This window comes from Streptomyces sp. NPDC002734, from assembly GCF_040295685.1.
Taxonomy (GTDB): Bacteria; Actinomycetota; Actinomycetes; order Streptomycetales; family Streptomycetaceae; genus Streptomyces.
The window spans coordinates 299,510-323,661 of sequence record NZ_JBEOVU010000003.1; the positions used below are offsets into that span (position 1 = coordinate 299,510).

The 24,152-nt window shown below is 73.3% G+C and carries 22 protein-coding genes and 1 pseudogene; 21 read left to right on the forward strand and 2 right to left on the reverse strand.

The window, feature by feature from the left end:
• The first annotated feature begins 317 nt into the window (after positions 1 to 317).
• From nsdA to ffh, 5 genes are all read left to right on the forward strand, one after another.
• A complete protein-coding gene (nsdA, locus tag ABT026_RS04675; RefSeq protein WP_351112110.1) occupies positions 318 to 1,787 on the forward strand; it encodes a transcriptional repressor NsdA in 1,470 nt (489 codons plus the stop codon).
• Positions 1,788 to 2,088: 301 nt separating this feature from the next.
• Complete coding sequence (locus tag ABT026_RS04680; protein ID WP_351112112.1) at positions 2,089 to 3,414, forward strand: ammonium transporter; 1,326 nt, start codon at positions 2,089 to 2,091, stop codon at positions 3,412 to 3,414.
• A complete protein-coding gene (locus ABT026_RS04685; RefSeq protein WP_108954190.1) occupies positions 3,411 to 3,749 on the forward strand; it encodes a P-II family nitrogen regulator in 339 nt (112 codons plus the stop codon). The genes ABT026_RS04680 and ABT026_RS04685 overlap by 4 nt, the downstream gene beginning before the upstream one ends.
• A gap of 56 nt (positions 3,750 to 3,805) precedes the next feature.
• On the forward strand, positions 3,806 to 6,295 hold the full coding sequence (locus ABT026_RS04690; RefSeq protein WP_351112115.1) for a [protein-PII] uridylyltransferase: 2,490 nt from the start codon (positions 3,806 to 3,808) through the stop codon (positions 6,293 to 6,295).
• 146 nt (positions 6,296 to 6,441) lie between these two features.
• A complete protein-coding gene (gene ffh, locus ABT026_RS04695; protein WP_351112117.1) occupies positions 6,442 to 7,995 on the forward strand; it encodes a signal recognition particle protein in 1,554 nt (517 codons plus the stop codon).
• A gap of 142 nt (positions 7,996 to 8,137) precedes the next feature.
• On the opposite strand, the gene ABT026_RS04700 is transcribed toward ffh, so the two are convergent.
• Entirely contained in the window at positions 8,138 to 8,998 is an 861-nt protein-coding gene (locus ABT026_RS04700) for an SAM-dependent methyltransferase (RefSeq protein WP_351112119.1), read from the reverse strand.
• 553 nt (positions 8,999 to 9,551) lie between these two features.
• On the opposite strand from ABT026_RS04700, the gene ABT026_RS04705 reads away from it, so the two are divergent.
• From ABT026_RS04705 to ABT026_RS04785, 16 genes and pseudogenes are all read left to right on the forward strand, one after another.
• Positions 9,552 to 10,151, forward strand: coding sequence for a hypothetical protein (locus tag ABT026_RS04705; protein ID WP_108954186.1), 600 nt, complete (start codon positions 9,552 to 9,554; stop codon positions 10,149 to 10,151).
• Positions 10,152 to 10,385: 234 nt separating this feature from the next.
• Positions 10,386 to 10,814 carry a 30S ribosomal protein S16 gene (gene rpsP / locus ABT026_RS04710; protein WP_351112121.1) on the forward strand — a complete coding sequence of 143 codons (429 nt, stop codon included), beginning with the start codon at positions 10,386 to 10,388 and terminating at the stop codon, positions 10,812 to 10,814.
• 2 nt (positions 10,815 to 10,816) lie between these two features.
• The gene (locus ABT026_RS04715) at positions 10,817 to 11,056 is read left to right on the forward strand and encodes an RNA-binding protein (protein WP_108954184.1); all 240 of its coding nucleotides are present in this window, start codon (positions 10,817 to 10,819) and stop codon (positions 11,054 to 11,056) included.
• 126 nt (positions 11,057 to 11,182) lie between these two features.
• On the forward strand, positions 11,183 to 11,854 hold the full coding sequence (gene rimM, locus ABT026_RS04720; protein ID WP_351112123.1) for a ribosome maturation factor RimM: 672 nt from the start codon (positions 11,183 to 11,185) through the stop codon (positions 11,852 to 11,854).
• Positions 11,854 to 12,687, forward strand: coding sequence for a tRNA (guanosine(37)-N1)-methyltransferase TrmD (trmD, locus tag ABT026_RS04725; protein ID WP_351112125.1), 834 nt, complete (start codon positions 11,854 to 11,856; stop codon positions 12,685 to 12,687). Before rimM ends, trmD begins: the two co-directional genes overlap by 1 nt.
• Positions 12,688 to 12,823: 136 nt before the next feature.
• Positions 12,824 to 13,174 carry a 50S ribosomal protein L19 gene (gene rplS / locus ABT026_RS04730; RefSeq protein ID WP_020128707.1) on the forward strand — a complete coding sequence of 117 codons (351 nt, stop codon included), beginning with the start codon at positions 12,824 to 12,826 and terminating at the stop codon, positions 13,172 to 13,174.
• 45 nt (positions 13,175 to 13,219) lie between these two features.
• Positions 13,220 to 13,996 carry a signal peptidase I gene (gene lepB, locus ABT026_RS04735; RefSeq protein WP_351112127.1) on the forward strand — a complete coding sequence of 259 codons (777 nt, stop codon included), beginning with the start codon at positions 13,220 to 13,222 and terminating at the stop codon, positions 13,994 to 13,996.
• Positions 13,989 to 15,124: pseudogene (lepB, locus tag ABT026_RS04740) on the forward strand (signal peptidase I). The gene lepB (ABT026_RS04735) and the pseudogene lepB (ABT026_RS04740) overlap by 8 nt, the downstream one beginning before the upstream one ends.
• Positions 15,039 to 15,881: a signal peptidase I gene (gene lepB, locus ABT026_RS04745; RefSeq protein WP_351112129.1), complete on the forward strand. Its 843-nt coding sequence runs from the start codon at positions 15,039 to 15,041 to the stop codon at positions 15,879 to 15,881. The pseudogene lepB (ABT026_RS04740) and the gene lepB (ABT026_RS04745) overlap by 86 nt, the downstream one beginning before the upstream one ends.
• Positions 15,882 to 16,197: 316 nt before the next feature.
• A complete protein-coding gene (lepB, locus tag ABT026_RS04750) occupies positions 16,198 to 16,980 on the forward strand; it encodes a signal peptidase I (protein ID WP_351112131.1) in 783 nt (260 codons plus the stop codon).
• A gap of 374 nt (positions 16,981 to 17,354) precedes the next feature.
• A complete protein-coding gene (locus ABT026_RS04760; RefSeq protein ID WP_108954178.1) occupies positions 17,355 to 17,663 on the forward strand; it encodes a DUF2469 domain-containing protein in 309 nt (102 codons plus the stop codon).
• A gap of 137 nt (positions 17,664 to 17,800) precedes the next feature.
• A complete protein-coding gene (locus ABT026_RS32135) occupies positions 17,801 to 18,307 on the forward strand; it encodes a YraN family protein (RefSeq protein WP_502967898.1) in 507 nt (168 codons plus the stop codon).
• 1 nt (position 18,308) lies between these two features.
• Positions 18,309 to 19,928 carry a YifB family Mg chelatase-like AAA ATPase gene (locus ABT026_RS04770; protein WP_351112133.1) on the forward strand — a complete coding sequence of 540 codons (1,620 nt, stop codon included), beginning with the start codon at positions 18,309 to 18,311 and terminating at the stop codon, positions 19,926 to 19,928.
• A gap of 281 nt (positions 19,929 to 20,209) precedes the next feature.
• Positions 20,210 to 21,364: a DNA-processing protein DprA gene (gene dprA, locus ABT026_RS04775; RefSeq protein ID WP_351112135.1), complete on the forward strand. Its 1,155-nt coding sequence runs from the start codon at positions 20,210 to 20,212 to the stop codon at positions 21,362 to 21,364.
• A gap of 260 nt (positions 21,365 to 21,624) precedes the next feature.
• A complete protein-coding gene (gene whiG / locus ABT026_RS04780) occupies positions 21,625 to 22,464 on the forward strand; it encodes an RNA polymerase sigma factor WhiG (RefSeq protein WP_351112137.1) in 840 nt (279 codons plus the stop codon).
• A 58-nt stretch (positions 22,465 to 22,522) separates the two neighbouring features.
• A complete protein-coding gene (locus ABT026_RS04785) occupies positions 22,523 to 23,092 on the forward strand; it encodes a TetR/AcrR family transcriptional regulator (RefSeq protein ID WP_351112206.1) in 570 nt (189 codons plus the stop codon).
• Positions 23,093 to 23,426: 334 nt separating this feature from the next.
• Here ABT026_RS04785 and ABT026_RS04790 read toward each other — a convergent pair whose 3' ends face one another.
• Entirely contained in the window at positions 23,427 to 24,122 is a 696-nt protein-coding gene (locus tag ABT026_RS04790) for a peptidoglycan DD-metalloendopeptidase family protein (protein ID WP_502967899.1), read from the reverse strand.
• Positions 24,123 to 24,152 lie beyond the last annotated feature (30 nt).

Below are 24,152 nucleotides of genomic sequence, written 5' to 3' on the forward strand. Positions count from 1 at the left end.
TGGCGTTTCCCGAACCAGCGTGGTTGAAGCGGTGACGGTGAGGCTACGTTGAGTGTGCAAGGCTTGTGGCACATGCCCGATCGAACTTGCCAGAAGCATCTTTCCGACGGCTCGCCGGAACTCCTGTGACCGCGCTACGGTGACGGAGAGTGACGGCGGAGCTCCCCCGGTGGAAGGTGCGGCGGCGGAAGCCCCCGAGGCTCGGGGAATCCGCCGAATCGAAGGACGGTCCGGCGGCATTCTGATAGGGCTGTTGGCAGGCACGACCGGGCCCGGGCAGGGTCCGACAGGTCTCAGGGATGGATGGGGGCGTTCCAGTGAGCGGCAACGGCGAAGGCGGGACGAACGCTGAGAAGCGCCCCAACGAGCTGCTCAACTCGTGGTTCGTGCGCAGCGGCTGGTCCAAGGGCGAGCTCGCCCGCCAGGTGAACCGCAGGGCCCGCCAGCTCGGAGCCAACCACGTGTCCACCGACACCTCCCGGGTCCGCCGCTGGCTGGACGGCGAGAACCCGCGCGAGCCCATTCCGAGGATCCTCTCCGAGCTGTTCTCCGAACGATTCGGCTGCGTCGTCGCCGTCGAGGACCTCGGCCTGCGCGCCGCGCACCAGGCGCCCTCGGTGGCCGGCGTCGACCTCCCCTGGACGGGGCCGCAGACGGTCGCGCTGCTCGGCGAGTTCTCCCGCAGCGACCTGATGCTGGCCCGCCGGGGCTTCCTCGGCACCTCCCTGGGGCTGGCCGCGGGGCCGTCCCTGATCGAGCCGATGCAGCGCTGGCTGGTGCCCTCGCCCGCCTCGCCCGTGGAGCCGGCCGCCCACTCCTCCCACCGGCGCGGCGGCCTGTCCGGGCCGGAGCTCGACCAGCTGGCGAGCACCGTCGAGATGTTCCGTCAGTGGGACGCCCAGTGCGGTGGGGGCCTGCGCCGCAAGGCGGTCGTCGGCCAGCTCCACGAGGTCACCGACCTGCTCCAGGAGAGCCACCCCGAGGCGACCTCGCGCCGGCTCTTCGGCTTCGCCGCGGAGCTCGCCGAGCTGGCCGGCTGGATGAGCTACGACGTGGGCCTGCAGCCGACCGCGCAGAAGTACTTCGTGCTGGCCCTGCACGCGGCCAAGGAGGCCGGGGACAAGCCGCTCGGCTCGTACATCCTGTCCTCGATGAGCCGCCAGATGATCCACCTCGGCCGGCCGGACGACGCGCTGGAACTCATCCACCTCGCCCAGTACGGCAGCCGCGACTGCGCCAGCCCCCGCACCCAGGCGATGCTGTATGCGATGGAGGGCCGCGCCTACGCGAACATGGGACAGCCCGGCAAGTGCAAGCGGGCGGTCCGGATGGCGGAGGACACCTACGCCGACGCGGAGGAGTGGGACGAGCCGGAGCCCGACTGGATCGGCTTTTTCACCGAGGCCGAGCTGAACGGCGAGAACTCGCACTCCTTCCGCGACCTCGCCTACGTGGCGGGCCGCAGCCCGATCTACGCCTCGATGGCGGAACCGCTGATGAAGAAGGCCGTCGAGCTGTTCGCGCAGGACCCCGACCACCAGCGTTCCTACGCGCTGAACCTGGTCGGCATGGCCAGCGTGCACCTCCTGCAGAGCGAGCCGGAGCAGAGCACGGTGATGCTCGGCCAGGCCATGAGAGTGGCCAAGAAGGTCCGCTCCGAGCGGGTCAACACCCGCATCCGCAAGACCGCCGACACGGCCGCCCGCGACTACAAGGAACTTCCCGCCGTCCGGGACATCACCCGCCAGCTGTCCGAGGAGCTTCCCGAGGCCGCCGCAGCGGTCTGACCTGCTCCTGGAGCAGCCTCCCCCTACCCCGGCCGCGGCCGGCCTTCCCGAACCGCCCGACTCGGCTCCCCCCGCCAGGTCGTCGGAAGGCCGCCGCGGCCGGCTTCTGCGTGCCGTCCCCCAGTTCATGGACGCGTAACACGCACGGCGTCTTCGTCACCGGTGCGAAACAACGAGGGGTCATGGCCGAAACGGCACTGCGTCAATCTCGTGGCCAACGGCAGGGCGAACGTCAGGCCCACCACCTCCCCATCCGCCCAGGTAGCCCGCACGGGCCGCGACCCACGACGAGGAGACGCCGATGGCACAAGCCATCACCTTTGCGGCTGACAAGATTTCGTCAGCCGACACAGGCTTCATGCTCATCTGTTCCGCCCTGGTGATGCTCATGACCCCGGGTCTGGCCTTCTTCTACGGAGGCATGGTCCGGGTCAAGAGCGCCCTCAACATGCTGATGATGTCCTTCATCAGCCTCGGGATCGTCACCGTCCTGTGGGTGCTGTACGGCTTCTCCCTCGCCTTCGGCACCGACAGCGGCGGCCTCATCGGCTGGGACTCCGGCTACCTCGGGTTCAGCGGCATCGACAAGGGCGAGGTGTGGAGCGGCTACACCATCCCCACCCTGGTCTTCGCGGTCTTCCAGCTCATGTTCGCCGTCATCACCCCCGCCCTGATCAGCGGCGCCCTCGCGGACCGGGTCAAGTTCGCCGCGTGGTCCCTGTTCGTGGTGCTCTGGGTCAGCGTCGTCTACTTCCCGGTCGCGCACTGGGTCTGGGGCACCGGCGGCTGGGCGTTCGAACTCGGGGTGATCGACTTCGCCGGCGGTACAGCCGTCCACATCAACGCGGGCGCCGCGGCGCTCGGCGTCATCCTGGTCATCGGCAGGCGGGTCGGCTTCAAGAAGGACCCGATGCGGCCGCACAGCATGCCGCTGGTCATGCTCGGCGCGGGCCTCCTGTGGTTCGGCTGGTTCGGCTTCAACGCCGGCTCCTGGCTCGGCAACAGCGACGGCGTCGGCGCGCTGATGTTCGTCAACACCCAGGTGGCCACCGGTGCGGCCGTCCTGGCCTGGCTGATCTACGAGAAGATCCGGCACGGCGCGTTCACCACCCTGGGCGCCGCCTCCGGCGCCGTGGCCGGTCTGGTCGCCATCACCCCGGCGGGCGGCGCGGTCTCGCCGCTCGGCGCCATGGCGGTCGGCGTGATCGCCGGTCTGCTCTGCGCCATGGCCGTGGGCCTGAAGTACCGGTTCAACTACGACGACTCGCTCGACGTGGTCGGCGTCCACCTGGTCGGCGGTATCGTCGGCTCGCTGCTGATCGGCTTCTTCGCCACCGGCGAGGGCCAGTCCGACGTCGCGGGCCTCCTCTACGGCGGCGGCCTCGACCAGCTGTGGAAGCAGGCGGCCGGCGTCTTCGGCGTCCTCGCCTACTCGCTGGTGGCCTCCGCGGTCCTCGCCCTGCTGATCCACAAGACCGTCGGGATGCGGGTCGAGGAGGACCAGGAGATCTCCGGCATCGACCAGGCCGAGCACGCCGAGACCGCCTACGACTTCAGCGGAGTCGGCGGCGGCTCCGCCAAGAACACCGCCCCCGCCCGCGCCGAGAGCAACAAGGTTGACGCATGAAGCTGATCACCGCGGTCGTCAAGCCGCACAAGCTCGACGAGATCAAGGAAGCCCTCCAGGCCTTCGGGGTGCACGGCCTGACCGTCACCGAGGCCAGCGGCTACGGCCGGCAGCGCGGCCACACCGAGGTCTACCGGGGCGCCGAGTACACCGTCGACCTGGTCCCCAAGATCCGCATAGAGGTCCTGGTGGACGACGCGGACGCCGATCAGCTCATCGAGGTCGTGGTCAGCGCAGCCCGCACCGGCAAGATCGGTGACGGCAAGGTCTGGGCGGTGCCCGTCGAGACCGCCGTCCGCGTCCGCACCGGTGAGCGCGGACCGGACGCCCTGTAAGGCAGCCAGCCAGAGAAAGCCCCCCGCGGGGCAGCCGGAGGAACAGGAGTCGCCGGGTGACGAGCACGGACACGCGTGAAGAGACCGACAACTCGGGACCCGGCGGCTACGCGGCGGCCCGGCTGGGCCTCCTCCAGGAGGAGGCCCGGTCCGGGCCGTCGCGCCGTAAGGCACTGGCCGAACTCACCGACCGCTGGCTGGCCGGACTGTTCGCCGCCGCCGCGCCCGGCGCCCGGGGGCTCGCCCTGGTCGCCGTCGGCGGCTACGGCCGTGGGGAGCTCTCCCCGCGCAGCGACCTCGACCTGCTGCTCCTGCACGACGGCTCCGACCCCGCCGCGGTCGCCGCCGTCGCCGACCGGCTCTGGTACCCCGTCTGGGACCTGGGCCTCGCCCTGGACCACTCGGTCCGCACCACCGCCGAGGCACGGAAGACCGCCGCCGACGACCTCAAGGTCCAGCTCGGCCTGCTCGACGCCCGCCACCTGGCCGGCGACCTGACCCTCACCACCGGCCTGCGCACCGCCGTCCTCGCCGACTGGCGCAACCAGGCCGCCCGGCGCCTGCCCGAACTGCGCGACCTGTGCGCCGAGCGCGCCGAGCGCGCCGGCGAGCTCCGCTTCCTCCTCGAACCCGACCTCAAGGAAGCCCACGGCGGCCTCCGCGACGCCACCGCGCTGCGCGCCGTCGCCGCCTCCTGGCTGGCCGACGCCCCCCGCGAAGGCCTCGACGCCGCCCGCCGCACCCTCCTCGACGTCCGCGACGCGCTCCACCTCACCACCGGGCGGGCCACCGACCGTCTCTCCCTCCAGGAGCAGGACCAGGTCGCCGAACGCCTCGGCCTGCTCGACGCCGACGTGCTGCTGCGCCAGGTCTACGAGGCCGCCCGCGTCATCTCCTACGCCGGCGACGTCACCTGGCGCGAGGTCGGCCGGGTGCTGCGAGCCCGCTCGTCCAGGCCCCGGCTGCGCACGCTGCTCGGCGGCGGCCGCCCGGCCCCGGAGCGCACCCCGCTCGCCGAGGGCGTCGTGGAACAGGACGGCGAGGTCGTGCTGGCCCGCGCCGCACGGCCCGACCGCGACCCCGTCCTCGCGCTGCGCGCCGCCGCCGCGGCCGCCGAGGCGGGGCTGCCGCTCTCGCTGCACGCCGTGCGGCGGCTGGCCGCCGACACCGTGCCGATGCCCGTGCCCTGGCCTGCCGAGGCCCGGGAACAGCTCGTCACCCTGCTCGGCTCCGGCCGCCCCGCCGTGGACGTCTGGGACGCCCTGGACGCCGAAGGGCTGATCACCCGGCTGCTGCCCGACTGGGAGAGGGTCCGCTGCCGCCCCCAGCGCAACGCCGTCCACGTCTGGACGGTCGACCGCCACCTGATCGAGACCGCCGTCCGCGCCTCCCGGACCATCCGCCGGGTCGGCCGCCCCGACCTGCTGCTGGTCGCCGCGCTGCTCCACGACATCGGCAAGGGATGGCCGGGCGACCACTCGGTGGCCGGCGAGACCATCGTCAAGGACGTCGCCACGCGCATCGGCTTCGACCGGCAGGACGTCGCCGTGCTGGGCGCGCTGGTCCGCCACCACCTGCTGCTCGTCGAGACCGCCACCCGCCGCGACCTCGACGACCCGGCCACCATCCAGCTGGTCGCCGACGCCGTCGGGTCGCAGAGCACGCTCGAGCTGCTGCACGCGCTCACCGAGGCGGACGCGCTGGCCACCGGACCCGCCGCCTGGTCGTCCTGGCGGGCCTCGCTGGTGGCCGACCTGGCGGGCCGCGTCTCGGCGGTCCTGGCGGGCGGGACGCCCGCGGGCCCGCAGCACGCGGCGCCCACCGCCGAACAGGAACGGCTCGCCCTGGAGGCGGTCGTCACCCAGGGCCCGGTGCTGTCGCTGCGCGCCCAGACCGGCGCGGGCGCCCACGAGGAAGAGACAGGACCGCCGGACCGGCAGGACCAGGGGGACCTGGCGGCGGACCAGCCGGAGCCGCTGGGGGCGGAACTGCGGATCGCGGTGCCCGAGCGCGGCGGGGTGCTGCCCGCCGTCGCCGGGGTGCTGGCCCTGCACCGGCTGACCGTGCGCACCGCCGAGCTTCGGCCGCTGGACCTGCCGGACGGCGTCGACGGGGCGGTGCTGCTGCTCGACTGGCGGGTCGCCGCCGAGTACGGCTCCCTCCCGCAGGCCTCCAGGCTCCGCGCCGACCTGGTCCGCGCGCTGGACGGCTCCCTCGACATCGCGGCCCGCCTCGCCGAGCGCGACGCCGCCTACCCGCGCCGCCGCGGAGGGCCGGCGGCGCCTCCGCAGGTCACCGTCGCCCCGGCGGCGTCCCGGCACGCCACGGTCATCGAGGTCCGGGCGCACGACGCGCCGGGGCTGCTGCACCGGATCGGGCGGGCCCTGGAGACGGCGGGGGTCAGGGTCCGCAGCGCCCACGTCAGCACGCTGGGGTCCAACGTGGTCGACAGCTTCTACGTCACCGACGTCAAGGGCGAACCCCTCCCCGACGGCGAGGCCGCCAAGGTCGCCCACGACCTCGAACGCACCCTCCGCACCACCTGACGCCCACGCCCCCGCGCGGTCGGCCCGACCGCCCCGCGCGGCGCACGCGCGGGCGGGAAGCCACCGGCAGGGACCGGGAGGGGCCCGGGGCGGATACCCTGGACACCACATTCATCCGCCCCCGACACCGAGGACCGACGAGCGCCGTGTTCGATACCCTCTCCGACCGCCTCAGCGCGACTTTCAAAAACCTCCGCGGGAAAGGCCGGCTCTCCGAGGCTGACATCGACGCCACGGCGCGCGAGATCCGTATCGCGCTCCTCGAGGCGGACGTCGCCCTGCCGGTCGTGCGCTCCTTCATCAAGAGCGTCAAGGAGCGTGCCCTCGGCTCCGAGGTCTCGAAGGCGCTGAACCCGGCCCAGCAGGTCATCAAGATCGTCAACGACGAGCTGGTCACCATCCTCGGCGGCGAGACCCGCCGGCTGCGCTTCGCCAAGACCGCGCCGACGGTGATCATGCTGGCCGGTCTGCAGGGTGCCGGTAAGACCACCCTCGCGGGCAAGCTCGGCAAGTGGCTCAAGGACCAGGGCCACTCCCCGCTGCTCGTCGCGGCCGACCTCCAGCGCCCCAACGCCGTCAACCAGCTGAGCGTCGTCGCCGAGCGCGCCGGTGTCGCGGTGTACGCGCCGGAGCCGGGCAACGGCGTCGGCGACCCGGTGAAGGTCGCCAAGGACTCCATCGAGTTCGCGCGGTCCAAGGTCCACGACATCGTGATCGTGGACACCGCCGGCCGCCTCGGTATCGACGCCGAGATGATGCAGCAGGCCGCCGACATCCGGGACGCGGTCGGCCCGGACGAGATCCTCTTCGTCGTCGACGCGATGATCGGTCAGGACGCGGTCAACACCGCCGAGGCCTTCCGCGACGGCGTCGGCTTCGACGGCGTGGTGCTCTCCAAGCTCGACGGCGACGCCCGCGGTGGTGCGGCCCTGTCGATCGCGTCGATCACCGGCAAGCCGATCATGTTCGCCTCGAACGGCGAGAAGCTCGACGACTTCGACGCCTTCCACCCGGACCGGATGGCCTCCCGCATCCTCGACATGGGTGACCTGCTCACCCTGATCGAGCAGGCGGAGAAGACCTTCGACCAGGCCGAGGCCGAGAAGATGGCCTCCAAGCTGGCCTCCAAGAAGGGCCAGGAGTTCACCCTCGACGACTTCCTGTCCCAGATGGAGCAGGTCCGGAAGATGGGGTCGATCTCCAAGCTGCTCGGCATGCTCCCCGGCATGGGCCAGATCAAGGACCAGATCAACAACCTCGACGAGCGCGAGGTCGACCGCACCGCGGCGATCATCAAGTCGATGACCCCCGGCGAGCGCAACGACCCGCTGATCATCAACGGTTCCCGCCGCGCCCGTATCGCCAAGGGCTCGGGCGTCGAGGTCAGCGCGGTGAAGAACCTGATCGAGCGGTTCCTCGAGGCCCGCAAGATGATGTCCCGGATGGCCCAGGGCGGCGGGATGCCCGGCATGCCGGGGATGCCGGGCATGGGCGGCGGCCCGAACCGCCAGAAGAAGCAGCAGAAGAAGGCCAAGGGCAAGCAGCGCTCCGGCAACCCGATGAAGCGCAAGCAGCAGGAGCTGGAGGAGGCGCAGCGCCGCGAGGCCGCCGCCGCGCAGGGCGGCAACGCCTTCGGCCTGCCCCAGCAGGACGCCCAGAACTTCGAACTCCCCGACGAGTTCAAGAAGTTCATGGGCTGACGCGCCGGTCCCACGCACCGTCCCGCGGTATCCCGCGCGACGCCGAGCCGGGTGCGCCCCCTCACGGGGGGCGGGCCCGGCTCCCGCGTTCAGGGACCCGACGGCGCCGTGGCGGCGGGCCCGGTGAGGGCCCGGCGGCACGTCAACGGGTGCGGGCGACGAGATAGCGGAAGACGTTCGGCATCCACACCGTGCCGTCCGGGCGCACGTACGGGTGCAGGGCCTCGCGCAGCTCCTTGTCGACCTGGTCGTGGTCCGTGGCGGCGGCCGCCGCGTCGAACAGCCCGGTCGACCACAGTCCCCGCACCGCGCTGTCGGTCCCCGCGTAGCCGAAGGGGCAGGAGACACGGCCCGAGCCGTCGGGGACCAGACCGGCCCGCCGGGCCACGTCCTCCAGGTCGTCCCGGCCGGCCGGCCGCCAGCTCCCCGGCGCCCGGGGCTCCGCCAGCCGCGCCGCGACCCGCAGCACCGCCGTCGTCGCGCACCGCTCCGGCGGCCCCCACCCGGTCAGCACCACGGCCGCGCCGCGCTCGGCGAGCGGCGCCGCGTCCCGCAGCCGGGCGACCAGGGCGTCGGTGTCCCCGGTCAGGCAGCCCACCGGCTCCAGCGACGTCACCACCGAGTACGCCCGCGCCCGGGCCGGCGGCTGCTCGGCCAGCCGCGCGCCGCCCACCGGGCCCGGGGCACCGGCGCCCTCCTCGTGGGCCGCGAGACGGGCCGCGAGCCTTTCCCGCGCCAGGCTGAGCCGTTCGGGTGAGTCGCTCTCCACGCCGGTGACGTCGGCGCCGCGCGCCGCCGCCATCAGCAGGGCCAGCCCCGAGCCGCAGCCGAGCCCCAGCAGACGGGTGCCCGGCCCCACGCCCAGGCGCGTGTGCACCGCCTCGTACAGCGGGACCAGCATGCGTTCCTGGATCTCGGACCAGTCGCGGGCCAGCGCCCGCGGGCCCGCCCCCGTGGTCCGGGTCGTACGGGGAGGGTGAGGTCGCAGGAGAGTGGATGTCATGTAGCGCCCCAATCGCCGAAGAGTTGCCGCTTTCCGGCCGTCCGTCGGTCCGTGCCGTCCGTGCCGTCGTCGTGCGCCGCGCCGCCCCCGTCCGTGCCCCGGCTTCCCCCCGTATGCCAGATAACTGCTAGGACGCTGTCCCGTCCAGGGCGCTTGGACACCCCATTGCCGGATGCGGGCGTATAAGGCGAGATTTCACATACCGGTAACCCGGAGGGCAACCGGAGACGGGGGTGGCGCGTCAGGAAGGGTGAGGATTCGTGAACCGGGACCCGCCGTCAGGCTTCGGCCTAACGGGGTGTAACCTCGCGATCACGTCGTAATCGCGCCAAGCTGTGGCGCGCGCCGGGGCGCACGTCGAGCCTCGTGCGCCGGGTACCGCCCTGTACGTACGTGTGACTACGTACCGGCTTGTGGTGAGACGTCAGCCTTCTGCGCAGATCAGCGCACCCGTCCTCGTCCGGACACATCAGAGAGAACTGACGGGTACGTGCAAATTATTTGAGATGCCCCGGAATAGGAACACCGAGGGCTGCGGCGTCGTTGTCATTACGTGAGCACGACACCACCAGTTCTCGCCGCCGAGCTGGCACAGGCATGGGCCGACATCCAACGGCACCATCCCGAGCTGCCTGACCTGGCCGCGCCCGAATCACTGATCGGGGAGTCCTCGTCCGCCTGTGGACACGAACTCTCCTTCGAGCGACTCCTCCATGAGGCAGTCCACGGCATCGCCGCCGCCCGTGGCATTCGCGACACGTCGCGGGCCGGCCGCTACCACAACCGCAGGTTCCTGGCGATCGCCGAGGAGCTCGGGCTCGACCACTCCGAGGAGCCGCATCCCAGCAGCGGCTTCTCGCTGGTCACGCTCAAGCCCGAGGCCAAGCGCCGGTACCGGCCCACGATCGAACGGCTGCAGCGCGCGCTCAAGGCGCACAACGCGGCTGTGGCGTCGGACACGGCCGGCACCTTCCGGGGCCCTGCGGCCCGTCACGGTTCCTCGGGGGGAGGTGTGCGGGTCAAGGCCGTATGCGACTGCGGTCGCAACGTACGCGTCGTTCCGTCCGTCCTGGCGCAGGCGCCCATCGTCTGCGGGGGCTGCGGGAAGCCCTTCAGGATCCCCGAGCCCGAGCCGCTTGCCGCGGCGAGCTGAGGCGGCGCGGGTCCCGCGTAGAGCCGGCGCATCGTGGACGCCGGCCCTGCGCGGGCCCCGTACGCCCCCGTTCGGATCCGGGGCCGGTCATATGGCAGAATGGCCAGCTGTACTCGACAGTCGCACAGGACCCCTCTCTCCTCCGGCTGACGCGTCCATCGGGCACTCGGTGCCGCAACCCCACGCGGCTTCCCGTCGCGCCCAACCACGTCAATTCCAGGAGATTCCACTCCCGTGGCAGTCAAGATCAAGCTGAAGCGTCTGGGCAAGATCCGTTCGCCTCACTACCGCATCGTCGTCGCCGACAGCCGTACCCGCCGTGACGGCCGGGCGATCGAGGAGATCGGCAAGTACCACCCGACGTACAACCCGTCGGTGATGGAGGTCGACGCCGAGCGTGTCGCCTACTGGCTCTCCGTCGGCGCCCAGCCGACCGAGCCGGTTCTCGCCATCCTCAAGAAGACCGGCGACTGGCAGAAGTTCAAGGGCGAGCCCGCCCCCGCGCCGCTGCTGCAGCGCGCCGAGAAGCCGGCGCGTCCGTCCTTCGAGGCGCTCGGCGGCGAGGACACCGGCAAGGGCGAGGCCATCACCCAGAAGAAGAAGGCCGAGAAGAAGGACGAGGCCGCTGCCGAGTCCGCTCCGGCTGAGTCGACCGAGGCCTGAGCATGCTCGAGGAGGCTCTCGAGCACCTCGTGAAGGGCATCGTCGACAACCCTGACGATGTGCAGGTCGCCTCCCGCGACCTGCGTCGCGGGCGCGTGCTCGAGGTCCGGGTCCACCCGGACGACCTCGGCAAGGTGATCGGCCGTAACGGCCGCACCGCTCGCGCCCTGCGAACCGTCGTGGGCGCCATCGGCGGCCGCGGCGTCCGTGTCGACCTGGTCGACGTGGACGACGTCCGCTGACACACGCAACACCGGCTCGGGCCGGGGACGGCCTTGGAGCCGTCCCCGGCCCGACGTCGTTCCCGGCGTCGTTCCCGACCTCGGGTCCGCCCCCCCCCCGCAGTCCTGACCAGGAGAGCAAGCACAGTGCAGCTGGTAGTCGCACGGATCGGCCGCGCCCACGGCATCAAGGGCGACGTCACCGTCGAGGTACGTACCGACGAGCCGGAGCTGCGGCTCGCGCCCGGCGCCGTCCTGGCCACCGACCCGGCCTCGGTCGGTCCGCTGACCATCGAGACGGGACGGGTGCACAGCGGGCGGCTGCTGCTGCGCTTCGAGGGCGTGCGGGACCGCACCGGCGCCGAGGCGCTGCGCAACACCCTCCTCATCGCGGACGTCGACCCCGAGGAACTGCCCGAGGAGGAGGACGAGTACTACGACCATCAGCTGATGGACCTGGACGTGGTGACCGTCGAGGGCGAGGAGGTGGGCCGGATCACCGAGATCTCCCACCTGCCCTCGCAGGACCTCTTCGTGGTCGAGCGTCCGGACGGCAGCGAGGTCTACGTGCCGTTCGTCCAGGAGATCGTCGTGGAGATCGACCTGGAGGAGCAGCGGGCCGTGATCGACCCGCCGCCCGGGCTGATCGACGAGCGCGCCGAGATCGCCTCCGCCCGGGACGCGGCCGCGGAGGAGCAGACGTCCGGCGAGGAGCCGGCGTCCGGCGAGGAGCCGGCGTCCGGCGAGGAGGAGGCGTCCGGCGAGGGGCAGGCCTCCGGCGGGCGGGCCGACGACGAGACGAAGCGGGACCAGGACTGATGCGTCTCGACGTCGTCACCATCTTCCCGGAGTACCTGGAGCCGCTGAACGTCTCCCTGGTCGGCAAGGCCCGCGCCCGCGGGCTGCTCGACGTCGGCGTCCACGACCTGCGGGAATGGACCTACGACCGGCACAACACCGTCGACGACACCCCTTACGGCGGCGGCCCCGGCATGGTCATGAAGACCGAGCCCTGGGGCGACGCCCTCGACGAGGTCCTCGCCGACGGGTACGAGGCCGGCGCCGGCGCCCCGGTGCTGGTCGTGCCGACGCCCAGCGGCCGCCCGTTCACCCAGGAACTGGCCGTGGAGCTCTCCTCCAGGCCCTGGCTGGTCTTCACCCCGGCCCGCTACGAGGGCATCGACCGCCGGGTGATCGACGAGTACGCCACCCGCATGCCGGTGTACGAGGTCTCCATCGGCGACTACGTGCTGGCCGGCGGCGAGGCCGCCGTCCTGGTGGTCACCGAGGCGGTGGCCCGTCTGCTGCCGGGCGTGCTCGGCAACGCCGAGTCGCACCGCGACGACTCCTTCGCCCCGGGCGCCATGGCCAACCTGCTGGAAGGGCCGGTCCACACCAAGCCCCCCGTCTGGCGGGGCCGCGGGATCCCCGAGGTGCTGCTGAGCGGCCACCACGGGAAGATCGCCCGCTGGCGCCGCGACGAGGCGCTGCGCCGGACCACCGCCCACCGGCCCGACCTGATCGAGCGCACCGCCCCCGAGGCCTTCGACAAGAAGGACCGCGAGATGCTCTCCATCCTCGGCTGGGCGCCCGACCCCGGGGCCGGAGCGCACGGCCGGTTTTGGCGCCGCGTCGAAGACGTGGAAGAATAGGCCGCTGTTGTGTGTGGCCCGGTCCGCGCCCCTGCCACAGGGGGACACGACGCGGCGTCCCGGCCACGGCGACGTTTTCCCGATGAAACCTAGCTCCCGTTGATGACCTGTGGCATCAGCGAAGAAAGCAGACGAAATGTCTCACCTGCTCGACTCCGTCGACGCCGCGTCGCTGCGCAGCGACGTCCCCGCCTTCCGCCCGGGTGACACCGTCAACGTCCACGTCCGCGTCATCGAGGGCAACCGCTCTCGTGTGCAGCAGTTCAAGGGCGTCGTCATCCGCCGCCAGGGCGCCGGTGTCCGCGAGACCTTCACGGTCCGCAAGGTCTCGTTCTCCGTCGGCGTGGAGCGCACCTTCCCGGTGCACACCCCGATCGTCGAGAAGATCGAGCTGGTCACCCGCGGTGACGTGCGTCGCGCCAAGCTGTACTACCTGCGCGAGCTGCGCGGCAAGGCGGCGAAGATCAAGGAGAAGCGCGACAACTGAGCTCGCGCCGGTGTGCCGGCGGGGGCCGGATAGCATCTGCCCCCTATGGACACCGAAGCTCAGCACCAGGAGCGCGACCGCTCCTTCCCGCCCGCGTCCGAGGACTCTCCTCGGCCGCAGGACGGGGAGGCGCGGTCGCGCTTCGCTGTTTCCCGGGGACCGGGGCGGGACGCGCCGGACGCCGGGGACGGTGACGAGGGCGGCGACGCGGAGGGGCGCGGCGGGTTCCGCGACTGGCTGCCCGGCGGGAGTCTCACGCTGACCCTGGGGGCCTGCCTGGTCTTCCTCCTGGCGGTCACGTTGTTCGTCGCCCAGCCCTTCCGGATCCCCAGCTCCTCCATGCGGCCCGCCCTGGAGGCCGGTGACCGGGTCCTGGTGAACAAGCTGGCCTACCGCTTCGGCGACGGACCGGCCCGCGGGGACGTGGTGGTCTTCGAGGGCGGCGAGCGGTTCGGCGACGGGTACTTCGTCAAGCGGGTTGCCGGGGTGGGCGGCGACCGCGTGGTCTGCTGCGACCGGGACGGCCGGCTGCGGATCAACGGGCGCGCGGTGGACGAGTCGCCGTTCCTGGCCGGCGACGCCCCGTCGGCGGTGCCGTTCGACGTGGTGGTGCCCGCCGGGAGACTCTTCCTGCTCGGCGACCACCGTGCCGCCTCCCGCGACTCCCGGGACCACCTGGGCTCGCCGGGCGGGGGCATGGTGCCCGTGGAGGACGTCACCGGGCGGGCCGACTGGATCCTCTGGCCGGCCGGCCGGTGGACGCGGATCGAACCGTCCGGCGCCTATGCCGGCGTGCCCGAGGCGGAGGGGGCCCATGGGTAGGCGGGGACGCACACGGGGAGCGGGGGAGGGGCCGGAGGCCGCCGGGCCCCCGCCGGGGCGCGCCGAACGGCGCAGACTGCGCCGCCGGGTGCAGCGCCGTCGCCGGCGGGCGCTGCTGAAGGAGATACCCCTGCTGGGCGGGGTCGCGCTGCTGATCGCGCTGCTGCTGAAGACCTTCCTGTTCCAGGCGTTCGTGATCCCCTCCGGCTCGATGGAGCAGACGATCCGGATCGGGGACCGGGTGATCGTGGACAAGCTGTCCCCGTGGTTCGGGTCGAAGCCCGAGCGGGGTGACGTGGTGGTCTTCCGCGACCCGGGCGGCTGGCTGGGGCACGAGGAGGTCGCCGCGCTCGCCGACGAGTCGGCGGTCACCCGGCGGATCAAGGAAGGGCTCGCCTTCGTGGGCGTGCTGCCGTCGGCCGACGAACAGGACCTGATCAAGCGTGTGGTGGGGGTCGGCGGCGACCACGTGATGTGCTGCGACGCCGAGGGCAGGATGACCGTGAACGGCACTCCGCTCGACGAGGACTACCTCCATCCGGGTGACGATCCGTCCGCGATGCCGTTCGAGGTGACGGTCCCCGAGGGGACCTTGTGGGTGATGGGCGACCACCGGTCGCGTTCGGCGGACTCCCGCGAGCACCGCGACGGACCGTACGGCGGGGCCGTCGCGGAGGACCTCGTGGTGGGCCGGGCGGTCGCGGTGGCCTGGCCGCTGGGCCACTGGGGGCGCCTGACCAAGCCGGAGACCTTCACCTCCGTCCCGGGGCCGGGAGGGCCACCGGGCTCGGCGGGGTCACCGGTCCCGGCGGGGTCGTCGGGTTCGGCGGCGTCATCGGGTTCCGCGGGGTCCGGCGACGACGGGGGGTAGCCGCCGGGCGGCCCGGCTCGCATAGGGTGGCAGCACCCGGGCAGGCGGGTCGGCCGAGGTGGTGGACGGATTTCCGGGACCACCGAGCCCTGGGGAACTCCCGCTCGTTAAGGGAGTGGTGGGCCCGCGCCGGGCAGCGGGCGGGCGGCGGTACGGAGTGAGGAGTTCGGTGTGGGGGATGCGGCGGTTGGCGCACGCTCCGGTGGCGGCGACGGATGGCGGGGGCGGTCTCCCGAAGCCGGCCCGCAGGAAGGTGAGGACGTGACGCACGGCAGTGACCCCGAGGGTTCCGGCGGGGCTCCGGAGGAGGACGGCGGCCACGGGTCGCGGCGCGGCTCCTCGAACCAGCAGGTGCGGTCGTTCTGGAAGGAACTGCCACTGCTGGTCGTGATCGCGCTGGTTCTCGCCCTGGTGATCAAGACGTTCCTGCTGCAGGCGTTCTCCATCCCCTCGGACTCCATGCAGAACACGCTCCAGCGCGGTGACCGGGTCCTGGTGGACAAGCTCACCCCGTGGTTCGGCGCGGAGCCCGAGCGCGGCGAGGTCATCGTCTTCCACGACCCGGACAACTGGCTCGCGGGCCAGCCGGTGGAGGAGCCCAACGCCTTCCAGAAGGTGCTCACCTGGGTCGGTCTGATGCCCTCCTCCGAGGAGCGGGACCTGATCAAGCGCGTGATCGGTGTCGGCGGGGACACCGTCGAGTGCCGCGGCACCGGCAAGGTCGTCGTCAACGGCGTCGCGCTCGACGAGCCGTACGTCTTCCCGGGCAACACCCCGTGCAGCGACGACGACGCCGGACAGTTCAAGGTCAAGGTGCCCAAGGGCTACCTGTGGGTGATGGGCGACCACCGCCAGAACAGCAAGGACTCCCGCTACAACCAGGAGGACGCCCACAACGGCATGGTCCCGGTCGACGACGTCGTCGGGCGCGCCGTGGTGAAGGCGTGGCCCATCGACCGCTGGGGCACCCTGCCGGTGCCGGAGACCTTCGACCAGCCCGCGCTGAACAAGTAGGCAGGGCCTTTCGCCCCGCCGTCCCGCGCCTCGACGCCGTCACGGCCCGCTCCTCCGCCCGCGGAGGGACGGGCCGTGACCCGTTCCGGGACCGGCGGGCGGGCGGTTCGCCGGGCGGTGACCCTTCCCGGGACCGGCGGGCGGGCGGTTCGCCGTGGCGGTGCCCCTTCCCGGGCCGCCGGTGCACTGCCGGTCGGCCCGGCTCGGTGACGTGTTCCCGGGCCGGTGCGCGGGTCGTCGGGTGTGAGGAGACCGTGTGCGAAGCCGGTCGACAGGGGCTGACCAGGCGCCGTACCGCCGGGTAGGGTGCGGGGCCATGGGCAGTGAGAGCAGGACCGACACGGCCGCGGCGATCAGCGGCGAGGGCGCCGTCGCCCCGAGCGGCACCCCGGCCGGCAGCCGGCTGGGCCAGCGGCTTTCCGGCCTGGTGGTCGCGCTGGGCACGCTGCTGTTCCTCGGCGGCTTCGGCTGGGCCGCGCTGATGTACGTGCCGTTCACCGTCCCCACCCTGTCCATGCACCCCACCATCGGCGCCGGCGACCGGGTGCTCGCCCAGCGGGTGGACGGCTCCGAGGTGCGGCGCGGCGACGTCGTGGTCTTCGAGCAGAAGTCGTGGGCGGACGCTCCCCTGGTGAAGAGGGTCGTCGCGGTCGGCGGTGACACCGTGGCCTGCTGTTCCGACGGCGGGCTCAAGGTGAACGGCGAGCGGATCGACGAGCCCTACACCCGCGACGACCCGTTCGCGGCGACGGCCTCCTTCTCCGAGGTCACCGTGCCCAAGGGCAGGCTGTTCCTGCTGGGCGACGACCGCAGCGGCTCCCTCGACTCCACCGCCCACCTCATGGAGAAGGGCGGGGGCACGGTCGCCCGCAGCGCGGTCAGGGGACGGGTGGACGCCGTGGTGTGGCCGATGAAGGGGATGCTGGAGCCCGCCACCGGCTTCCGGGTGCTCGGCGACGAACCCACCCCGGCGGGGCCGCTGACGACCCAGGTGACCCTGGTGACGGTGGGAGCGCTGATGATCTTCGCGGGGGCCGCCTACGGGCCGGTGGCGGGCCTGCTGACCCGAAGGCGGGGGACGCCCCCGGCCCGTGGCTGAGGGTGGCTGACCCTCCGCCCGCGCCCCGAGCCGTGGTGCGGGTGGTGGTCCCTCCTGGCCGCGACGACCGCGTCCCGCGCTTGCGCGCGGACGGGGCGCCCGCCGGGCGATGCCCGGCGGTCCTGCCTGGTCAGGGTCGATACGACCGGGATCGTCCTGGAGCGTGCGACTTTCGCGCGAGCGCGGTGGTGGACGTGTGGGGAACTCGGGCGGTCGCATGAGACGGTGTATCCCACGGGACTCGCCGGGCTGCCGCGCAGGCCGCTCGACGACGGTCCCCCTGCCGGGCCGGAGACCCCTGAGCCGGAAATCGCCCAGGGGCTCGTGGGACTGACGCACAATGGTGGGATCGCACGGCTGAAGGGGAACATGCCATGAGCGCCGAGGACCTCGAGAAGTACGAGACCGAGATGGAGCTGAAGCTCTACCGGGAGTACCGAGACGTCGTCGGACTGTTCACCTACGTGATCGAGACCGAGCGCCGGTTCTACCTCACCAACGACTACGACATGCAGGTTCACTCCGTCCAGGGCGAGGTGTTCTTCGAGGTCACCATGGCCGACGCCTGGGTGTGGGACATGTACCGGCCGGCCCGCTTCGTCAAGAAGGTACGGGTCTTGACGTTCAAGGACGTGAACATCGAGGAGCTCAACAAGACGGATCTGGAGCTCCCGGGCGGCTGACCTGTGGAAAACCGCCGCAAGCGGCCAAGAAGCCTCACTCGAAAGGGTGAGGCTTCTGTCGTCGAAGGGCCGTTCATCCACCAAGATCCACACGGTGCGGGACGAAGGACCACCGTGGGTGCCGGAGGTGGTGCCGGATGGGCGCTCGAAGTGGACACGGTGCACGAGGTGGACGGGACGAAGACCGACGGACGGCCGCCGGGACGGCCCCCGGGGCGGTCCCGGCAGGCGGGCCGACGGGGAGCGGCCCGGGAGGCGACCGCGGCACAGGGGCGCGTGGTGCGCTCGGGGCCTGGGGCGAGGAGCTCGCCGCACGCCGGCTGACCGAGGCCGGCATGACGGTGCTGGACCGCAACTGGCGGGGCGGCCGGACCGGAGAGATCGACATCGTCGCGCGGGACGGCGACGCGGTGGTGGTCTGCGAGGTGAAGACGCGCCGCGCCCCGGCGGAGGGGCGGGCGGCCTTCGAGCATCCGATGGCCGCCGTGACGCCCGCCAAGGCCGCCCGGCTGCGCGGCCTCGCCGAGCGGTGGGTGCAGGAGCACGGCGGCGCTCCGCCGGGCGGGGTGCGTATCGACGTGGTCGGCGTGCTGCTGCCCCGGCGCGGAGCGCCCCAGGTCGAGCACGTGCGGGGGGTGGCCTGAGATGGGCTTCGCGCGTACCTGCTCGGTGGCGCTGGTGGGCGCCGAGGGCGTGGTGGTCGAGGTGCAGGCCGACCTGGAACCGGGGGTGGCCGCCTTCACGCTGGTGGGCCTGCCCGACAAGAGCCTCAGTGAGAGCCGTGACCGGGTGCGGGCAGCGGTGATCAACTCGGGCGCCGCGTGGCCGCAGAAGAAGCTCACCGTCGGCCTCAGCCCCGCCTCGGTGCCCAAGGGAGGCAGCGGGTTCGACCTGGCCGTCGCCTGCGCCGTGCTGGGCGCGGCGGAGCTGATCGACCCGAAGACGCTGGCCGATCTGGTGATGATCGGCGAGCTGGGGCTGGACGGCCGGGTGCGGCCGGTGCGCGGCGTCCTCCCGGTGGTGCTGGCCGCCGCTGAGGCGGGCTACCAGCAGGTGGTGGTGCCCGAGTGCGCGGCGGCGGAGGCGTCCCTGGTGCCCGGGGTGTCGGTGCTCGGGGTCCGCAGCCTGCGCCAGCTGATCGCCGTCCTGACGGACGCGCCGGTGCCCGAGGAGGAACCGGTGGCGCAGGGCCGCCCCGACGCGATGCTGGCCGGCCTGCGGCTGCCGGGAGCCGCCGCGGCCGTCGGAGTGCCCGGCGGCGCCTTCTCCGAGCAGGGGCACGACCTCGCGGACGTCGCGGGAGGCCTGCGGGCGCGGGCCGCCCTGGAGGTCGCCGCGGCGGGCGGCCACCACCTGTTCCTCTCCGGGCCGCCGGGCACCGGCAAGACCATGCTGGCCGAACGTCTGCCCACGCTCCTGCCGCCGCTGGGGCGGCAGGAGTCCCTGGAGGTCACCGCCGTCCACTCGGTGGCCGGGCTGCTGCCGCCGGGCCGCCCGCTGATCGACCGGCCGCCCTACTGCGCCCCGCACCACTCGGCCACCATGCAGGCGCTGGTGGGCGGCGGGAAGGGCACGGCCAGACCCGGCGCCGTCTCGCTGGCCCACCGGGGCGTCCTCTTCCTCGACGAGACGCCGGAATTCAGCCGGGCGGCCCTGGACGCGCTGCGGCAGCCGTTGGAGTCGGGCCATGTGGTGATCGCCCGGAGCGAGGGCGTGGTGCGGTTTCCGGCCAAATGCCTGATGGTGCTGGCGGCCAACCCGTGCCCCTGCGGGCGGTTCTCCCGGACCGACGACAGCTGCGAGTGCTCCCCGCACGCGGTGCGGCGCTACCAGGCGCGGATCTCCGGGCCCCTGCTGGACCGGGTCGACCTGCGGGTGCGGGTGGAGCCGGTGACGCGGGCGGAGCTGGCCGGGCGGGGGCGCAGCGGGGAGTCCTCGGCGACCGTCGCGGCCCGGGTGCTGGCCGCCCGTGAGCGCACGGCGACGCGGCTCGACGGCACGCCGTGGCGCACCAACGGCGAGGTGCCCGGCCGGGAACTGCGCGGCCGCTGGAGAGCGGCCCCCGGCGCCATGGAGCGCGCGGAGCGTCTCCTGGAGCGCGGCACGCTCACCGCGCGGGGCCTGGACCGGGTGCTCCGGGTGGCCTGGACGGTGGCCGACCTGGTGGGCCACGACCGCCCGGACGCCCACGACGTCGCCTTCGCCCTGGAGCTGCGCACCGGATGCCCGCTGGGCGCCGCGACCACGATCGGGGAGCTGGTGTGAACGGGGAGGCGGCGCGCGCACCGGACGACGGCCGGGCGGTGCCGGGCGGTGGAGGGCAGCTCGCCCTGGAAGGGGTGGAGGTGCCGCCTCGGCTGCCGGGGGCCACTGTCGCGGGGCCGACGGCGGCGACCGAGGGCGTCGCCGTGCGGGTCGCGTCGGCAACCCCAGGCGTTGCCGTGGGGCCTGTGGGGGAGGAGCCGGCGTGCGGGGAGACGCCGCCCGCCCCGGAGGGTCCGCGGGGCGGGGAGTCGCCTGGCCTGTCGGGCTCGCGCGTCGAGGGGGTGACTGGGCCGGGGCCGGAGGCGAAGTGGGCGCGGGCCCTGCTGACGCGGGTGCTGGAGCCCGGGGACGAGGTGGGCGGCCGGTGGCTGCGGGAGCTCGGCCCCGTGGCGCTGGTGCGGCGGCTGCGGGAGGGCGGGCGGCCGCTCGCCGGGGTGCGCGCCACCCGGTGGTCGGGGCTGTGCGCCCGGGCGGCCGCCGCCGACCCCGCGCGCGACCTCGCCGCGGCCGCGGACAGCGGCGCCAGGTTCGTGGTGCCCGGCGAGGCGGAGTGGCCCACCCAGCTCGACGACCTGGGCGACGCCCGTCCGGTCGGCCTCTGGATCCGCGGACGGCCCAGCCTGCGGATGTGGGCGCTGCGGTCGGTGGCGGTCGTGGGTGCGCGGGCCTGTACCGAGTACGGCGCCCATGTGTCGGCCGGGCTGGCCGCCGAGCTCGCGGAACGGGGCTGGGTGGTCGTCTCCGGCGGGGCCTACGGGATCGACGGGGCGGCGCACCGGGGCGCGCTCGGCGCGGGCGGCGCCACGGTGGCCGTGCTGGCCTGCGGCGTGGACCGGGCCTACCCGCGCGGGCACGCCCGACTGATCAGCCGGATCGCCGAACAGGGCCTGGTGATCGGCGAGCTGCCGCCGGGCGACCACCCCACGCCGTCCCGGTTCGTGCTGCGCAACCGGGTCATCGCCGCGCTCACCCGGGGCACGGTGGTCGTCGAGGCCGCGCGGCGCAGCGGGTCCCTGTCCACGGCCCGGGCGGCCCGCCGGCTCGGCCGGTTCACCATGGGCGTGCCCGGTCCCGTCACCAGCGGGCTCTCCACCGGAGTGCACCAGTTGCTGCGGGAGGAGGCCGCGCTGGTGACCGACGCGGCCGAGATCGTCGAACTCGTCGGCTCGATCGGGGAGCTGGAAGAGGTTCCCGAGGGGCCGCTGCTGCCGCGTGACCTGCTGGGGGCCGACGTCCGCCGTGTGCTGGACGCCCTGCCCGCCCGGGGGCCGGTCCCGGTGGAGGTGATCGCCCGGGAGGCGGTGACCACCCCCGACGACGCGGTGGCCAGGCTCTACGAGCTCCGCTCGCTGGGTCATGTCGAACGACACGGCGACGGATGGCAGTTGACACGCCATGCGGTGATCTCGGCGCGGGGCGGCGCGGGGCCGCCATGAGGTGACCGCTCGGCCGTCCGGGTGGTCCCGACGCCCTTGCGACGTCCCGGAGTTGGGCCTTCCGGGTGGTCACACGCGGTGAGCCCCGGGGCTTCGCAGGGCCGGCGGACGGGGCGTAGAGGAACGTATCTGCGGATCGGTCCCGGTTCGTCCTTCACGGACTGCGATGCTCCAGTCGCGCTACGCTCACGAAGTTCCCCGGCGCTCCGGTGCGCCGGAGCGCGCGACCGGTACCACGGCAGAACGGCACAAGGCGACGAATGCCCCAGCACACCTCCGGGCCCGACCGGGCGGCGGCGGTCACCCCCGCGGCCCGGGGCAGAGTGCGGCCTCCCGCTCCCTCGACCGTCGACGAGCTGTGGCGGACCTACAAGGCGACCGGGGACGAGCGGCTGCGGGAGCAGCTCATCCTGCACTACTCGCCCCTCGTCAAGTACGTCGCCGGCCGGGTGAGCGTGGGGCTGCCGTCCAACGTCGAGCAGGCCGACTTCGTCTCCTCGGGCGTCTTCGGGCTGATCGACGCGATCGAGAAGTTCGACGTCGAACGCGAGATCAAGTTCGAGACGTACGCGATCACCCGGATCCGCGGCGCGATGATCGACGAACTCCGGGCGCTGGACTGGATCCCGCGCTCGGTGCGGCAGAAGGCGCGGAACGTGGAGCGCGCCTACGCCACCCTTGAGGCGCGGCTGCGGCGGACGCCCACCGAGGCCGAGGTGGCCGACGAGATGGACGTCACCGTCGAGGAGCTGCACGCGGTGTTCAGCCAGCTCTCGCTGGCCAACGTGGTCGCCCTGGAGGAGGTGTTGCACGGGGGCGGTGAGGGGGGCGGCCGGATGAGCCTGATGGAGACCCTCGAGGACACCGCCGCCGACGACCCCGTCGAGGTGGCCGAGGACCGGGAGCTGCGGCGGCTGCTCGCCCGCGCCATCAACATGCTGCCGGACCGTGAGAAGACGGTGGTCACGCTCTACTACTACGAGGGACTGACCCTCGCGGAGATCGGCAACGTGCTCGGGGTGACGGAGAGCCGGGTCAGCCAGATCCACACCAAGTCGGTGCTGCAGCTGCGGGCGAAGCTGGCGAGTTTCGGGCGCTGACACGTTCCGCGGCGTGGCTCCGTAGAGTGGTGACGTGCCAAGGATTCGAGCGGCCTCCGTGGCCGAGCACCGGTCGATGCAGCGAGCCGCACTGCTGGACGCTGCACGGTCCCTGTTGTCCGAGGGCGGTACGGAGGCGCTGACCTTCCCCGCGCTCGCCGAGCGGACGGGGCTGGCGCGGTCGTCCGTCTACGAGTACTTCCGTTCGCGGGGCGCCGTGGTCGAGGAGCTGTGCGCGGTCGACTTCCCGGTCTGGGCCGCTGAGGTCGAGGCGGCGATGGCCGCGGCGGACGGGCCGGCCGCGAAGGTCGAGGCCTACGTGCGGCAGCAGCTGTCGCTGGTGGGGGACCGGCGGCACCGGGCCGTGGTCGCCATCTCCGCCGGGGAGCTGGACCAGGGGGCCCGGGAGAAGATCCGTGCCGCGCACGGCGGCCTTGTCGCGATGCTGGGCGGCGCGTTGCGGGACCTGGGGCACGAGCAGCCGCGGATGGCGGCGATGCTGTTGCAGGGGGTCGTCGACGCGGCGGTGCGGCGGATCGAGCTCGGTGCGGCCGAGGACCCCGCGGACATCACCGAGGCCGCCGTCCACATGGCCCTCCACGGCGCCCTCACCACCCCCACGACCTGACCCGACCCCGCGCCGCCCTGCGGGCGACCCCGCCGTCCTGCGGGCAGGGCGGCGCGCCTCCGCGGCGAGCGGTTCGCCCCCCCGGCGTAGGCCGGCGGCACGGTACGGACGGGCCCCCGGCGCAGCACGGCGCAGGAGCGAGCCCGGCCGGCAGCACCGGCTTGTCCCTCCTACTCGCCCTACCCGCCGCCCCCTTCCCGGAGGGCTTACGCGTCGTGAAGCGCACCGTCCTGTGGGGACGTGGGCGCCGGCGCCCACCCGTGCCGCCCCAGCGGCAGGATTGCCCGCTGGGGATGGCAGAGCGACGTCGTGACGCACTCAGTGGCGCCCCCTGCTATGGCCACCGCTGCGGAAGCGGCAGACCTGGCGGTACCGGGAGGAGCCGGGGTGGGAGGGGCGTGAGGAGGTGGAGCGGGAGGAGGGTGAGGGGGTCGAGGTAGGCGGGGCCACGGCGCAGGCCCCAGTGGAGGCAGACCGCGCCCCCGCAGTGGTCGCCCGCGGCCAGGCCCCCCAGCACGGAACCGGCCCCCACCCCGTCGCCCCGGCGGACCCCCGGGCTCACCGGCTGGAACGTGGTCCGCAACGGCGGATCCCCCGTACCGGTGAGTTCCACGGACACCACCCCCCGCCCCGCCACCCGTCCCGCGAACGACACCCGTCCCGCCGCCACCGACCTGACCTCCGCCCCGACCCCGGCCGCCAGGTCCACGCCCCGGTGCCCGCGCCCGTACGCCGAGGCCGGCGGCTCCCACCCCCGTAGCACCGAGGGGCGCACTCCGATCGGCCAGTTCCGGGCGATCCGCGGCACCTCCGCCGAAGGCCCAGCAGGCCCAGCAGGCCCAGAAGGCGCCGAGGGCACAGCAGGCGCCGAGGGCCCAGAAGGCCCAGGCCCGGGCACGGGTGGCTCGGGCGCGGCAGCCGCCCCCAGTACCGCCCCGGCCAGCACCGCGAGGGTCCAGCCGCTCCTCCGCCGCCGGTTCCTGGCCTGGTGGTTCCGGGGATCCCGCGCTTCACGTCGCATCTCTCGCATGCCGGAACCGTCCCGGAAAACGGCCGGTGT

Excerpts from the sequence above, each read along its gene's own strand:
- ABT026_RS04680 (WP_351112112.1), top strand. The coding sequence starts at position 2,089 with ATGGCACAAGCCATCACCTTTGCGGCTGACAAGATTTCGTCAGCCGAC.
- ABT026_RS04685 (WP_108954190.1), top strand. The coding sequence starts at position 3,411 with ATGAAGCTGATCACCGCGGTCGTCAAGCCGCACAAGCTCGACGAGATC.
- ABT026_RS04700 (WP_351112119.1), bottom strand. The coding sequence starts at position 8,998 with ATGACATCCACTCTCCTGCGACCTCACCCTCCCCGTACGACCCGGACC.
- ABT026_RS04715 (WP_108954184.1), top strand. The coding sequence starts at position 10,817 with ATGCTCGAGGAGGCTCTCGAGCACCTCGTGAAGGGCATCGTCGACAAC.
- trmD (WP_351112125.1), top strand. The coding sequence starts at position 11,854 with ATGCGTCTCGACGTCGTCACCATCTTCCCGGAGTACCTGGAGCCGCTG.
- rplS (WP_020128707.1), top strand. The coding sequence starts at position 12,824 with ATGTCTCACCTGCTCGACTCCGTCGACGCCGCGTCGCTGCGCAGCGAC.
- lepB (WP_351112127.1), top strand. The coding sequence starts at position 13,220 with ATGGACACCGAAGCTCAGCACCAGGAGCGCGACCGCTCCTTCCCGCCC.
- lepB (WP_351112131.1), top strand. The coding sequence starts at position 16,198 with ATGGGCAGTGAGAGCAGGACCGACACGGCCGCGGCGATCAGCGGCGAG.
- ABT026_RS04760 (WP_108954178.1), top strand. The coding sequence starts at position 17,355 with ATGAGCGCCGAGGACCTCGAGAAGTACGAGACCGAGATGGAGCTGAAG.
- ABT026_RS32135 (WP_502967898.1), top strand. The coding sequence starts at position 17,801 with ATGGGCGCTCGAAGTGGACACGGTGCACGAGGTGGACGGGACGAAGAC.
- ABT026_RS04770 (WP_351112133.1), top strand. The coding sequence starts at position 18,309 with ATGGGCTTCGCGCGTACCTGCTCGGTGGCGCTGGTGGGCGCCGAGGGC.
- whiG (WP_351112137.1), top strand. The coding sequence starts at position 21,625 with ATGCCCCAGCACACCTCCGGGCCCGACCGGGCGGCGGCGGTCACCCCC.
- ABT026_RS04790 (WP_502967899.1), bottom strand. The coding sequence starts at position 24,122 with ATGCGAGAGATGCGACGTGAAGCGCGGGATCCCCGGAACCACCAGGCC.